Below are 13,106 nucleotides of genomic sequence, written 5' to 3'. Positions count from 1 at the left end.
GTCTCGTACCACGGTGGGCCGAAATGGTCATCCCCATGGTCGTCACTTCACGCGAGGCCTTTCAATGCATGGTTTTGTGACGCCGGCTTTTCGCTTTGACAGCGCTGCAAACTGTGGTTAAGGGGACCACTCTTTTATTGACGAGGCTTGCCGTGGCAAAAACCGAACTTGGCACAAAACGTATCGACCCGGAGACGGGCCGAAAATTCTACGACCTGAACAAGGACCCGATCGTCTCGCCCTACACCGGCAAGACCTATCCGCGTTCCTATTTCGAGGAAGGCAAGATTGCCGCTCTCGAGGAGGAAGAGGAAGTGGCCGAGAAGGAAGTGGACGCCGAGGAAGAAGAAGGCGTTGAGGTCGTCTCGCTCGAAGAGGCAGATGAGGACGTCAAGGGCGACGACCTGCCGGATCTTGGCGACGACGCGGACGACGTTGATCTCGGCGACGACGAAGATGACACCTTCCTCGCCGACGAAGAGGAAGAAGATGACGACGTTGCCGACATGATCGGCGTCGGCGACGACGACGACGAGGTCTGATCGGCCTTGAAAGCGGGCGTTTGCGGGCTTTCGAGGACTGTGAAGAAAAAGCGACTCTCGAAGGCTTGATATCTGAGAAGGGCGGGGTTAGAAGCCGCCTGCACTAACGGCGCGGTCTCCAACCCGCGCCGGATCTCTTCGCCGGAAACGGCGCCGGTTGACTGCCGGAAGTGGGGCCATAGCTCAGTTGGGAGAGCGCTTGAATGGCATTCAAGAGGTCGTCGGTTCGATCCCGATTGGCTCCACCAAACAGTCCCTCTGCAATTCGCAGCCGATGAATGTGCCGCACTGCGGTCATCTGCGTTTGATGGTCAATTCAGGCAATGCCGCTGAAAGCCCCTCGATCAAACGGAACGAACGAGCCATTTCTCGAGAGCAACTGCTCGCCGGACAAAGTCTTCACTATTCCTGGAGTGCTTGGAGTCTGAAAGCCAGCCCGATCACCACTCGGCGAAGGAACCGTCCTTGTGGCGCCAGACCGGGTTGCGCCAGCGGTGGCCTTCCCTGGCACGTTCCTTGACATAATCCTCGTCGATCTCGACACCCAGGCCCGGGCCGTCGGGAATGGCGACATAACCATCCTCGTAGCGGAAGACATCCTTGTTGGCGGCATAGTCGAGCAGGTCGTTGGCGGCGTTGTAGTGGATGCCGAGGCTCTGCTCCTGGATGAAGCAGTTGTAGCTGACCGCGTCGAGCTGCAGGCACGAGGCAAGCGCGATCGGCCCGAGCGGGCAATGCGGCGCGACCGCGACATCATAGGCTTCCGCCATCGCCGCGATCTTGCGGCATTCTGTGATGCCGCCGGCATGCGACAGGTCGGGCTGGATGATGTCGACGACGCCTTCCTCGAACACGGACTTGAAGTCCCAGCGGCTATAGAGCCGCTCGCCGAGCGCGATCGGTGTCGAGCCAAGCGCGGCGATCTCCTTCAGCGCCTCGCGGTTTTCGCTGAGCACCGGCTCCTCGATGAACATCAGCCTATAGGGTTCGAGTTCCTTGACGAGCGCACGCGCCATCGGCCGGTGCACGCGGCCATGAAAATCGACAGCGATGCCGATGTTGGGCCCGACGGCCTCGCGCACCATGGCGACGCGTTCGACAGCGGCGTCGATCTTGTCATGGCTGTCGACGATCTGCAGTTCTTCGGTACCGTTCATCTTGAGCGCCAGGAAACCGCGCGCAACCATTTCCCTGGCGCCGGCCGCGACCTCCGCCGGGCGGTCGCCGCCGATCCAGGAATAGACCTTGATCGAGTCGCGCAGCTTGCCGCCGAGCAGTTCGTGCACGGGCACGCCGAGCGCCTTGCCCTTGATGTCCCACAGTGCCTGGTCGATGCCGGCAATGGCGCTCATCAGGATCGGGCCGCCGCGGTAGAAACCGCCGCGGTGCATCACCGTCCAGTGGTCCTCGATCAGGCGCGGATCCTTGCCGATGAGATAATCGCCAAGCTCCTTGACCGCCGCCTCGACGGTCAGCGCCCGGCCTTCGACCACCGGCTCGCCCCAGCCGGTGACGCCGGCATCGGTTTCGATCTTCAGGAACAGCCAGCGCGGCGGAACGATGTAGGTGGTGAGCGAGATGATTTTCATGCGCAGTCTCAGTTGCTCTTGAGTTTCTTGGCGCTGACGAGGTCGCGCGCCGCGAGGTCGAGGATCTTGTTTGCCGCGCCACGCGCGGCATCGGCATTGCGCATACGCAGCGCCTCGACCACCTCGCGGTGCGCCGCCACGGCCTCCATGCGCCGGCCGAGCGAAATCACCGCCGTCGCCTCCAGCGAGAATTTCAGCCCGGTGTCGATGAGATTACCGATCTGGCGAAAGATCGGGTTGTGGCTCGCGGCATAGACGATCTGGTGGAAAGCGATGTCGCTGCGCGAGAAGGCGGCGAGATCCTCGCCGGCGCCGGCCATGCCGCGCCAGGTGGCTTCGAGATCGGCGATCTCCTGCAGCGTCGCGCGCGTGGCGGCGAGTTCGGCAACCAGCGGCTCGATGGCCCGGCGAGTCTCAAGAATGGCGTCGAAGAGCTTGTCGTCCAGTGCATGCGGCGCGTGCCAGGCCAGCACCTGCGGGTCGATGATGTTCCAGTCGTCCTCGTTGCAGACGATCGTGCCGACGCGTGGCCGCGACAGCACCAGCCCTTTTGCCGCCAACACTTTCAGGGCCTCACGGATGACGGTGCGGCTGACGCTGTATTCGACGCCGAGCTCGTTTTCGGTCGGCAGTGAGGAGCCGGCCGGATAGCGCCCGGAAAAGATGTCCGAGGCAATCGCCTTGGTCACGTCGGGCATGACGCGCGGGCGGCGAGTGGCTGTGTCGCCTTGCGGTTTCTTCAAAGTCCCGGTCACCTCAGCCCTCCTCCAAGGCGGCGAACCGCTGGTTTCGCACAACCGGTCCGGCCTTAACGGATGCGGATCAATTGCGCCAGCGATCGCTGGTCAGAGCATGTACATTAATTATCATACCAGATCAATTGACGAGTATGATAAAAGCGATTAGAGACTCCGGCATCCGGGCTGAGCGCCCGGTCATCGCTGGGAGGTAATCATGCGACTTTTGAAGACCGCGCTCGTCGCGGGCGCGCTTGCCGTGCTGTCCGTCACGACCATCGCTGCATATGCTCAGGACACCAAAATCGGCTTCATCGTCAAACAGCCCGAGGAGCCGTGGTTCCAGGACGAATGGAAGTTCGCTGATCAGGCCGCCAAGGAAAAGGGCTTCACCCTGGTCAAGATCGGCGCCGAAGACGGTGAGAAGCTGATGTCGGCCATCGACAATCTCGGCGCCCAGGGCGCGCAGGGTTTCATCGTCTGCACGCCCGACGTGAAGCTCGGCCCCGGCATCGTCGCCAAGGCCGCCGCCAACAATCTCAAGCTGATGACTGTCGATGACCGCCTGGTCGGCGCCGACGGCAAGGCGCTGGAAGACGTGCCGCATATGGGCATCTCGGCAACCAAGATCGGCGAGGCGGTCGGCCAGGCGATCGTCGACGAGATGAAGGCGCGCGGCTGGAAGGCCGACGAGGTCGGCGCCATCCGCGTCTCTTACGACCAACTGCCGACCGCCGTCGACCGCGTCGAAGGCGCCATCTCGGTGCTCAAGGCAAACGGCTTCAAGGCCGAGAACATTTTTGACGCCCCTCAGGCCAAGACCGATACGGAAGCTGCCCTCAATGCGGCGACCGTCGTGCTCAACGCCCATGCCGAGATCAAGAAGTGGGTTTCTTTCGGCCTCAACGACGAAGCGGTGCTGGGTGCGGTGCGTGCCTCCGAAAGCGTCGGCATCCCCGCTGATAGCGTGATCGGCGTTGGCATTGGCGGCGCGGATTCGGCGATCAACGAGTTCAAGAAGCCGACGGCCACCGGCTTCGTCGGCACCGTGATCATCTCGCCGAAGCGTCATGGCTACGAAACGGCGCTCAACATGTATGACTGGGTTGCCAGCAACAAGGAGCCGGAGAAGCTGATCCTGACTTCCGGTGCACTCGCCAAGCGCGACGACTACCAGAAGGTCCGCCAGGGCCTCGGCATCGAATAATCCTCCCTGTACAAACAGGCGGCGGCTCATCCCGCCGCCTGTTTGCCATTCCATAAGAGGATCGCTGCCCGTGTCCTTTCTCGACTTCTCGCACATCACCAAGACCTATCCGGGCGTCAAGGCGCTGTCGGACGTCTCGTTCGGCGTCGACAAAGGCGCCGTGCATGGGCTGATGGGCGAGAACGGCGCCGGCAAATCCACCCTGATCAAGATACTGTCCGGCGACCAGCATGCCGATCAGGGCGAGATCCGCATCGACGGCAGGGTTCAGGCCTATACGTCGACCCGGGATGCCTTCGACAATGGCGTCATCGTCATTCATCAGGAACTGCAGCTGGTTCCTGAACTCACCGTTGCCGAAAATCTCAGCCTCGGTCGTTTCCCTGCCAACGCCGGCATCATCGCCGGCCGCCGGATGCTGGACGACGTCGGCGCCAAGCTGAAATCGGCCGGCATCGACATCGACATGCGCCGCAAGGTCAAGACGCTGTCCATCGGCGAACGCCAGATGGTCGAGATCGCCAAGGCGATCATGCTCGACGCACGCGTTATCGCGCTGGACGAACCGACCTCGTCGCTGTCCTCGCGCGAAAGCGAAATCCTGTTTGCCCTGATCGACCGCCTGCGCGGCGAGGGCAAGGTCATCATCTACGTCTCGCACAGGCTCGACGAAGTGTTCCGGCTCTGCGACAGCCTGACCGTGCTGCGCGACGGCAAGCTCGCGGCGCACCATGCGTCGCTGAAAGGCGTCACCCGCGACCAGGTCGTCGCCGAAATGGTCGGCCGCGAGATTTCGGATATCTGGGGTTTTCGCGCACGAAAAACGGGCGATGTCCGCCTGAAGGTCGACGCTCTCAGCGGCCCCAAACTGAAGACGCCGGCCAGTTTCGAGGCGAGGGCAGGCGAGATCGTCGGCTTCTTCGGCCTGATCGGCGCCGGGCGCTCGGAACTGATGCGGCTGGTCTATGGCGCCGATCCGCGCTCGGGCGGCACCATCACCGTCGACGGCAAGCTGGTCCCTGCCACCGATCCGCGTGGTACGATCCGGGCCGGCATCGTGCTGTGTTCGGAGGATCGCAAGCATGACGGCATCATCCAGGGCCGCTCGGTCGAGGAGAACATCAACATCTCGTCGCGGCGCCATCACACGCGCTTCGGCGTGTTGAACCGCGCCAGCGAGATCGCCACCGCCGAAACCTTCATCAAGAAGCTCAAGGTGCGCACGCCGTCGCGCAAGCAGGACATCATCAACCTCTCCGGCGGCAACCAGCAGAAGGTCATTCTTGGCCGCTGGCTGTCCGAACAAGGGGTGCGGGTGCTCATTGTCGACGAGCCGACGCGCGGCATCGACGTCGGTGCCAAATCGGAAATCTATGAACTGCTCTACCAGCTTGCGCAGGACGGCATGGCGATCGTTGTCGTCTCGTCCGAACTGCCGGAGGTGATGGGCATCTGCGATCGCATTCTGGTGATGTGCGGCGGCCGCGTCAGCGCCGAGCTCACCCGCGACCAGTTCGCCGAAAGGGCGATCCTGGCCGCCGCTCTCCCCGATCAGAAAACCCCCGACGCGATCGCATCTTGAGGACTTTTGGCATGACCGACCAGTTGAAAAAAATCCTGCTCGGCGAACAGGGCCTCGTCGTCATCTTTGTCGTCGCCTTCGCGCTGGTGTCGGCTCTGGTGCCGAATTTCCTCACCGACCGCAATATGCTCGGCCTGCTGCAGTCGGTGGTCACCGTCGGTATCGTCGCCTGCACCATGATGTTCTGCCTTGCCGCACGCGACTTCGACCTGTCGGTCGGCTCCATCGTCGCCTTTGCCGGCATGGTCGCTGTGATGGCGTCGAATTACACCGGCTCGATCCTGCTTGGCCTCTTGGCGGCAATTGCCAGCGGCGCCTTCGTCGGCTTCATCAATGGCGTCGTCATCGCCAAATTCCGCATCAACGCGCTGATCACGACGCTGGCCACCATGCAGATCGTGCGCGGGTTTGCGCTGATTGCGTCCGACGGCCGCGCCGTCGGCATCAACAGCCCGGATTTCTACCAGCTCGCGCTGTCCAAACTGCTCGGCATTCCGACGCCGGTCTGGGTGCTCGCCATCCTGTTTTGCATCTTCGGCTTCGTCCTCAACCGCACCGTCTTCGGCAAGAACACATTGGCCATCGGCGGCAATCCGGAGGCTTCGCGCCTTGCCGGCGTCAATGTCGACCGGACGCGCATCTGGATTTTTGCGCTGCAAGGCGTCGTCTGCGGCATCGCCGGCATCCTGCTGGCGTCGCGCATCACCTCGGGCCAGCCCAACGCGGCGGTCGGACTGGAACTCTCGGTCATCTCGGCCTGCGTGCTCGGCGGCGTCTCGCTTGCCGGCGGCCGCGCCACCATGTCGGGCGTCATCGTCGGCGTGCTGATCATGGGCATCGCCGAGAACGCCATGAACCTGCTCAACATCCCGGCCTTTTACCAGTACATCGTGCGCGGCGTTATTTTGCTCCTGGCCGTGCTGCTCGACAATCTGCGCTCGTCGGCTTTGGGCCGGCGTTGAGTCGGGGCAGGGCATGTCGGCTGGAATACTACTGGAAAGCAATCGGCTGTGCGTCGAGATCAGCCCCTCTGGCAGCGCAATCGTCAACGGCCATACGGCCGACGGGGTGCCATTCCTGCGTCCCTACCAAGGCGAGGCCGAGTTCGACGTTGTGCACTGCGCTTGCTTTCCGATGGTGCCGATCGGCAATCGCGTCGAGGGCAATGCGTTTTCCTGCGGCGGTCAAAACTTCACGCTGGCGCCCAACACGACTGATCCTTTCTATATTCACGGTGACGGCTGGCAGGCGAACTGGAAGGTCGAGGAGCATCGCGTCGACCGCCTCGATTTGGCCTTCGATCATCCGCGCCGCGTCGACTCGCCCTATGTCTACCATGCGCGACAGTCGTTCCGGCTCGCCGGCGCGCGGCTGGAACTCCGGCTTGCCGTCGAAAATACCGGCGTCATTCCACTGCCATTCGGCCTCGGTTTCCATCCATTCTTTCCGCGCACGCCGCGGACGACCTTGTTTGCGCCGGCCGAAACCTGGTGGACAGAGCGCGACGGGCACCTTCCAGCGTCCAGGAGCGCCATTGCCGACGATGTCGCTTTCTCAACGCCGCGCCATTTGCCCGACCGTTGGCTGAACAATGGCTTCGAAGGGTGGAGCGGCATCGCGCGCATCATCTGGCCGGAGCATTGTCTGGGGATCGACATCGAGGCGGACGCGGAGCTCGACCGCTACATGCTCTTTGCGCCGGACACGGACCGAAGCTTCTTCTGCCTGGAGCCGATGAGCCATACCCCAAATGCGTTGAAGCATTTCGATGCCGACCCAATGGGGATCAAGGTACTTTCCCCCGGCGAGGTTCTCAGAGCAAGATTCGCAATGACCGTCTTCGACTGGAGCGACAACCATGGCTGAGCGCCTTTCCGGCAAACGCATCTTCCTGACCGGCGCCGCGCAAGGCATCGGGCTGGCGATCGCCGAGGCCTGCCTTGCCGAAGGCGCAAGACTGTTCCTGGTCGACCGCGACGGCGCACTGCTGGACAAGACCGTCGCGGGCCTCGCCGTGCCGCGCGGCCATGTCGGGCATGCGGCAGCCGACATCAGCGACGGTGCCGCGATTGCCGCTGTCGTCAGCCAAGCGGCCGCCGAGATCGGCCCCATCAACGCGCTGATCAACAATGCCGGGGTCAATGTGTTCTCGACGCCGCTCGAGGCGACCGAGGAGGAATGGAACCGCAACTTCGACGTCAACGTCAAGGGCGCCTGGAATTGCAGCAAGGCGGTGTTGCCGGGCATGATCGCGAGCGGCGGCGGCGCCATCCTCAACATCGCCTCGACGCACAGCTTCACCATCATCCCACACACCTTTCCCTATCCGGTCGCCAAGCACGCGCTGCTCGGCCTGACCAAATCGCTGGCGCTCGAATATGCGGCGCAAGGGGTGCGCGTGAACGCGCTGGCGCCCGGCTATGTCGAAACCCAGAAGGCGATCGACTACTGGAACAGCTTTGCCGATCCGGCCACAGCACGCGCCAACACCATGGCGCTACATCCTGGCGGCCGCATCGCCACGGCGCGCGAGATTGCGCTGGCTGCGGTGTTCATGATTTCCGACGAGTGCCCGTTCATGAATGCGGCCACGCTCGTCGTAGATGGTGGGCTGAGCCAGCTCCAGCATCCAGCCTGAATTCCGGGAAAATCATGACCAAGAGACGATCGCAGCACTGGTTCGGCGGGCAGGGCAAGGACGCCTTCATTCACCGCAGCTGGATGAAGAACAACGGCCTGCCCGACGATGCCTTCGACGGCCGCCCGGTGATCGGCATCTGCAACACCTTCTCCGAATTCACGCCTTGTCACGTGCATTTCCGTGGCCTGATCGAGCACATCAAGGCGGGCGTGCTGGAAGCCGGCGGCCTGCCGCTGGAATTCCCGGTCTTCTCCTGCGGCGAATCCAATCTGCGCCCGACGGCGATGCTGTTCCGCAATCTCGCCTCGATGGATGTCGAGGAAGCGATCCGCGGCAATCCGATGGACGGTGTCGTGCTGATGGCAGGCTGCGACAAGACCACCCCGTCGCTGGTCATGGGCGCGGCCTCCTGCGACCTGCCGTCGATCGTCATTTCCGGCGGGCCGATGCTCAATGGCCGTTTCCAGGGCCGCGAGATAGGTTCCGGCACCGATGTCTGGAAATTCTCCGAGGATGTCCGCGCCGGCGTGATGAGCGAGCAGGATTTCGCTAATGCCGAGAGTGCCATGTCACGCTCGCCGGGTCATTGCATGACCATGGGCACGGCCTCGACCATGGCCTCGATGGTCGAAGCGCTCGGCCTGGCGCTGCCGGGCAACGCTGCCTATCCGGCGGTCGACGCGCGCCGCAGTCGCATCGCCCGCATGACGGGGCGGCGCATCGTCGAGATGGTCAATGAGAATCTCCGCCCGTCCGCCATCCTCAAGAAAGAAGCTTTCGCCAACGCCATCCGTGTCAATGGTGCCATCGGCGGCTCGACCAATGCGGTCGTGCATCTGCTGGCGATTGCCGGCCGCGTCGGCACCGAACTGACACTGGACGATTGGGATCGGTATGGCCGCGATGTACCGACCATCCTCGACCTGATGCCGTCAGGCCGCTTCCTGATGGAGGACTTCTGCTACGCAGGCGGCATTCCGGCGGTCATGAAGGAGATTGGCGATCTGCTCGATCTCGACGTGCTGACCGTCACCGGCAAGACCGTGCGCGACAACATCCGTGACGCTGAAAACTACAATCCCGAGGTGATCCGCCCGCGCGACAAGGCGCTTACTCCCAATGGCGGTATCGCGGTGCTGCGTGGCAATCTGGCGCCCGACGGCGCCATCATCAAGCCGTCAGCCGCGTCACCGGCCCTGATGAAGCATCGCGGCCGCGCCGTCGTCTTCGAGGACATCGACGACTACAAGGCGCGCGTCGACGATCCCGCGCTCGACGTCGACGAAGCGTCGATCATGGTGCTGAAGAATTGCGGCCCCAAGGGCTATCCGGGGATGGCCGAGGTCGGCAACATGGCGCTGCCCCGGAAGCTGCTGAAGCAGGGTGTCCGCGACATGATCCGCATCTCCGATGCCCGCATGTCCGGCACCGCCTTCGGCACCGTCGTGCTGCATGCCGCACCCGAAGCCGCCATCGGCGGCCCGCTGGCGCTGGTCAGGAGCGGCGACTTCATCGAGCTCGACGTCGAAGCAAGGAAGCTGCATCTCGACGTGTCGGCACAGGAGCTGGCGCGGCGTCGTGAATCCTGGCTACCGCCCGTCCCGGCGATGCGCGGCGGCTATCAGGGCCTCTATGTCGACCGTGTCCTGCAGGCGGACCGCGGCGCCGATCTCGACTTTCTCGTCGGATGCCGTGGCCACGCCATTCCACGCGAAAGCCATTGAGGCCGACCAGCATGCCCAATTTCCGGCCTGACGATTTCCACGGCATTCACGCCATTCTCTACGCGCTCTTTGACGCGAACGAACAACTGGACCGCGCGGCGATGCGTCGGCAGGTCGAGATCTGCCTGGCGACGGGCGTGCACGGCATGGCGGCGCTCGGCCTGGCGACGGAAGTCGCCAAGCTGACCGAGGCCGAGCGCCGGACGATCATGGACTGGACGGCGGAAGATACGGCTGGAAAAGTGCCGCTTGCCTTCACCATCTTCGGCGCTTCGGTGGCTGAGCAGGTGGCACAGCTTCGCCATGCTGAAAGCGTGGGAGCGGATTGGGTGATCCTGCAGCCGCCGCCGGTCGGATCCTATGGTGCGCTGGAATACACCAGGTTCTTCGGCCGCGTCGCCGAGGCAACCGACCTGCCGGTGGCGATCCAGAACGCGCCGGCGTTTTTCGGGCGCGGCCTGTCATCGGACGAGATCCGCGAACTTGTCACGCTTCATCCCAACATAAGGCTGATCAAGGGCGAAGGCCCTGTCACCGACATTGCCGGATTAATCGAACGCACCGAAGGCCGGATACCCGTTTTCAACGGACGCGGCGGCCTTGAACTGATCGACAATTTCCGCATCGGTTGCCGCGGCATGATCCTGGCGCCTGATGGCATCGACCTCGCCGTGCGCGCCTACAATGCGTTTCGGATCGGTGACGAAGCGACGGCCGAGGCCGAGTACGCAAGAATGCTGCCGGCAGCGGTCTTCGTCATGCAGGGCATCGAGAACCTGATCTGCTACGGCAAGCGGCTGTTCGGCGCCCGCGCAGGCATCCCGATACACGACCGGGCTCCGGCGATGCGGCCCAACGAGACCGGCGTGGCGATGGTGGCGCGCTTTGCGGCTGGCCTCGGTCGGTTGCCTGGCTGAACGGCAACTGCCCTTCAATAGGTCGTCCGCCCACCCGACAGGTCGAACGTGGAGGCGGTCGTGAAACTGTTCTCCTTGGAGACGAGCCAGGCGACCATCGCCGCGGCTTCGTCGACCTCCAGCAGGCGGCCGCGCGGAATGCGCGAGCGCATATATTCGATGTGCTCCGGCGTCAGCTGTTCGAGGATGCGCGTCTGTGCCGTGGCCGGCGAGATGCAGTTCACGGCGATGTCGTACTGCGCCAGTTCCTTGCCGAGCGACTTGGTCAAGCCGATGACCGCCGCCTTCGAGGCTGAATAGGCGGAGGCGTTGGGGTTGCCCTCCTTGCCGGCGACGGAAGCGATGTTGACGATCCGTCCGTAATTGCGCTCCTTCATCCCGGGAACCACGGCGCGATTGACGTAGAACGTACCGTTTACGTTGACGTCGATGACCTTCTTCCACGTCTCGATGTCGTAGACGTCGAGCGGGGCGGCAGGGCCGGCAATTCCGGCGGAATTGACCAGAATGGAAATCTTGCCGGCCAGATCTTCGGTCCTGGCGCGCGCCGCGTCCACCGACGTCCAATCGGCGACGTCCACGATCTCTGTCGTGGCAGCGTTGCCGAGTTCCTTCTTGGCGGTTTCGAGGCGGGCCTCATCGAGATCCCACAAGCTGACCGTCGCGCCGGAAGCGACGAAACGCCTGGCCATCGCGAAGCCGAGGCCTTGGGCGCCACCGGTGACCACAGCGTGCTGGCCGTCAAGATCGATCCTGTTCATGTCGAGCGGTTCTTTCCGTTTGAGCTACTTCCGGGATAAAGGCCGGCCTGTGCAGGCCGGCGATCGCTACATGGTCGCGCCAAGGCTCCATGGCACGAACTCGTTGTCGCCATAGCCGAGCGCTTCCGACCTGGTGCGCCCGCCGGAAGCGACGCGCAGGATCTCGGCAAAGATCTCCTCGCCCTTCTCGGCCAGCGAGACGCCGTCCAGTATGTCTCCGCAATTGATATCCATGTCCTCGCGCATCTGCTCGAAGATGAAGGTGTTGGAGGCAAGCTTGATCGAGGGCGTCGGCTTGCAGCCGAAGGCCGAACCGCGGCCGGTGGTGAAGCACAATATGTTGGCGCCGCCGGCGACCTGCCCGGTGGCCGAGACCGGGTCGTAGCCGGGCGTATCCATGAAGACGAGGCCGCGCTCGTTGATCGGCTCGGCATATTCCAGCACCGCCCGCAGATTGGTGGTGCCGCCCTTGGCGGAAGCGCCGAGCGATTTCTCCAGGATGGTCGTCAACCCACCCAGCTTGTTGCCGGGCGAAGGGTTGTTGTTCATCTCCATGTCGTGCCTGGCGGTATAATCCTCCCACCAGCGGATGCGTTCGATCAGCTTTTCGCCCACCGCGCGGCTCTCGGCGCGCAAGGCGAGGAGATGTTCGGCGCCATAGATCTCGGGCGTCTCCGAGAGCACCGCCGTACCGCCTTGCCCGACAAGCAGGTCCACCGCAGCACCTAGTGCCGGATTGGCGCTGATGCCGGAGTAACCGTCCGATCCGCCGCATTGCAGCGCAAGCACCAGTTCGGAGGCTGGTTGCGGCGTCCTTTCGGCGGCGTTCACCGTAGGCAGCATGTCGACGATCGCCTTCACGCCAGCCTCGACCGTCTTTCGCGTACCGCCGGTTTCCTGGATGGTCATCGTGCGGAAAATCGTGCTCTCCTCGATGTTGTACGACTGCATCCAGCGTGGGATCTGGAACGCTTCGCAGCCGAGTCCGACCATCAGCACGCCGCCGACATTGGGGTTCGTGGCAAAGCCCCATTGAGTCCGTTTCAACAGGTCGTAAGCGGGACCCTTGGTGTCGATGCCGCAGCCAGTGCCGTGGACGAGTGCGATGATACCGTCGACATTGGGATAGTCGTGCAGGATGCCAGACCGGTTGACCTCGTCGGTGATGAACCGGGCGACGCTGGCAGAGCAGTTCACCGAGGTCAGGACGGCAATGAAGTTGCGCGTGCCCACCTTGCCGCTCGGTCGGCGGTAACCCATGAAAGTAGCGCGCTCGGCCTCGGCAACGATCTCGGTTTGCCTGGTATTCGTGCCGAAGACGTAGTCGCGTTCGAAATTTCGCAGATACACATTGTGCTCGTGAACCCAGTCGCCGGCGACGATTGGTTCCCGCGCAAAACCGATGG

At 63.3% G+C, this 13,106-nt stretch carries 12 protein-coding genes and 1 tRNA gene; 9 read left to right on the top strand and 4 right to left on the bottom strand.

Annotated features, from left to right (window positions below; all coding sequences use genetic code 11):
* The first annotated feature begins 152 nt into the window (after window positions 1-152).
* Together EN925_RS05935 and EN925_RS05930 are read left to right on the top strand one after the other, a co-directional pair.
* Window positions 153-542 carry a TIGR02300 family protein gene (locus EN925_RS05935; RefSeq protein WP_127370662.1) on the top strand — a complete coding sequence of 130 codons (390 nt, stop codon included), beginning with the start codon at window positions 153-155 and terminating at the stop codon, window positions 540-542.
* Between the two features lie 172 nt (window positions 543-714).
* Window positions 715-790, top strand: a tRNA-Ala gene (locus EN925_RS05930).
* Between the two features lie 192 nt (window positions 791-982).
* On the opposite strand, the gene dgoD is transcribed toward EN925_RS05930, so the two are convergent.
* Complete coding sequence (gene dgoD / locus EN925_RS05925; RefSeq protein ID WP_127368303.1) at window positions 983-2,131, bottom strand: galactonate dehydratase; 1,149 nt, start codon at window positions 2,129-2,131, stop codon at window positions 983-985.
* 8 nt (window positions 2,132-2,139) lie between these two features.
* On the bottom strand, window positions 2,140-2,829 hold the full coding sequence (locus tag EN925_RS05920) for a FadR/GntR family transcriptional regulator (protein WP_245465090.1): 690 nt from the start codon (window positions 2,827-2,829) through the stop codon (window positions 2,140-2,142).
* Window positions 2,830-3,085: 256 nt separating this feature from the next.
* On the opposite strand from EN925_RS05920, the gene EN925_RS05915 reads away from it, so the two are divergent.
* The 7 genes from EN925_RS05915 (at window position 3,086) to EN925_RS05885 (ending at window position 10,939) form a co-directional block, all read left to right on the top strand.
* The gene (locus EN925_RS05915) at window positions 3,086-4,075 is read left to right on the top strand and encodes an arabinose ABC transporter substrate-binding protein (protein WP_024501894.1); all 990 of its coding nucleotides are present in this window, start codon (window positions 3,086-3,088) and stop codon (window positions 4,073-4,075) included.
* Window positions 4,076-4,145: 70 nt separating this feature from the next.
* Window positions 4,146-5,657, top strand: coding sequence for an L-arabinose ABC transporter ATP-binding protein AraG (gene araG / locus EN925_RS05910; RefSeq protein WP_027164219.1), 1,512 nt, complete (start codon window positions 4,146-4,148; stop codon window positions 5,655-5,657).
* Between the two features lie 11 nt (window positions 5,658-5,668).
* Window positions 5,669-6,619 (top strand): L-arabinose ABC transporter permease AraH, encoded by a 951-nt coding sequence (gene araH, locus EN925_RS05905; RefSeq protein WP_013528175.1) that lies wholly within the window; start codon window positions 5,669-5,671, stop codon window positions 6,617-6,619.
* 13 nt (window positions 6,620-6,632) lie between these two features.
* Window positions 6,633-7,523 carry an aldose 1-epimerase gene (locus EN925_RS05900; RefSeq protein WP_127368305.1) on the top strand — a complete coding sequence of 297 codons (891 nt, stop codon included), beginning with the start codon at window positions 6,633-6,635 and terminating at the stop codon, window positions 7,521-7,523.
* Window positions 7,516-8,295 (top strand): SDR family oxidoreductase, encoded by a 780-nt coding sequence (locus tag EN925_RS05895; protein WP_127368306.1) that lies wholly within the window; start codon window positions 7,516-7,518, stop codon window positions 8,293-8,295. Before EN925_RS05900 ends, EN925_RS05895 begins: the two co-directional genes overlap by 8 nt.
* 14 nt (window positions 8,296-8,309) lie before the next feature.
* Complete coding sequence (locus EN925_RS05890) at window positions 8,310-10,022, top strand: IlvD/Edd family dehydratase (protein WP_127368307.1); 1,713 nt, start codon at window positions 8,310-8,312, stop codon at window positions 10,020-10,022.
* Window positions 10,023-10,033: 11 nt separating this feature from the next.
* Complete coding sequence (locus EN925_RS05885; RefSeq protein WP_027164224.1) at window positions 10,034-10,939, top strand: dihydrodipicolinate synthase family protein; 906 nt, start codon at window positions 10,034-10,036, stop codon at window positions 10,937-10,939.
* Between the two features lie 14 nt (window positions 10,940-10,953).
* On the opposite strand, the gene EN925_RS05880 is transcribed toward EN925_RS05885, so the two are convergent.
* Entirely contained in the window at window positions 10,954-11,700 is a 747-nt protein-coding gene (locus EN925_RS05880; protein WP_013528170.1) for an SDR family NAD(P)-dependent oxidoreductase, read from the bottom strand.
* Between the two features lie 66 nt (window positions 11,701-11,766).
* Window positions 11,767-13,106 (bottom strand): UxaA family hydrolase (locus tag EN925_RS05875; protein ID WP_128336406.1); only part of this gene is annotated, 1,340 nt, incomplete at its 5' end.

It is taken from the genome of Mesorhizobium sp. M7A.F.Ca.US.006.04.2.1, from assembly GCF_004022915.1.
GTDB lineage: Bacteria > Pseudomonadota > Alphaproteobacteria > Rhizobiales > Rhizobiaceae > Mesorhizobium > Mesorhizobium ciceri.
This window is presented reverse-complemented; position numbering and strand designations above follow the sequence as displayed.

Bases quoted from the DNA above. Each gene is read 5' to 3' on its own strand.
- EN925_RS05890 (WP_127368307.1), top strand. From the start codon at position 8,310: ATGACCAAGAGACGATCGCAGCACTGGTTCGGCGGGCAGGGCAAGGAC.
- EN925_RS05885 (WP_027164224.1), top strand. From the start codon at position 10,034: ATGCCCAATTTCCGGCCTGACGATTTCCACGGCATTCACGCCATTCTC.
- EN925_RS05880 (WP_013528170.1), bottom strand. From the start codon at position 11,700: ATGAACAGGATCGATCTTGACGGCCAGCACGCTGTGGTCACCGGTGGC.
- EN925_RS05915 (WP_024501894.1), top strand. From the start codon at position 3,086: ATGCGACTTTTGAAGACCGCGCTCGTCGCGGGCGCGCTTGCCGTGCTG.
- EN925_RS05900 (WP_127368305.1), top strand. From the start codon at position 6,633: ATGTCGGCTGGAATACTACTGGAAAGCAATCGGCTGTGCGTCGAGATC.
- dgoD (WP_127368303.1), bottom strand. From the start codon at position 2,131: ATGAAAATCATCTCGCTCACCACCTACATCGTTCCGCCGCGCTGGCTG.
- araH (WP_013528175.1), top strand. From the start codon at position 5,669: ATGACCGACCAGTTGAAAAAAATCCTGCTCGGCGAACAGGGCCTCGTC.
- EN925_RS05920 (WP_245465090.1), bottom strand. From the start codon at position 2,829: ATGCCCGACGTGACCAAGGCGATTGCCTCGGACATCTTTTCCGGGCGC.
- EN925_RS05895 (WP_127368306.1), top strand. From the start codon at position 7,516: ATGGCTGAGCGCCTTTCCGGCAAACGCATCTTCCTGACCGGCGCCGCG.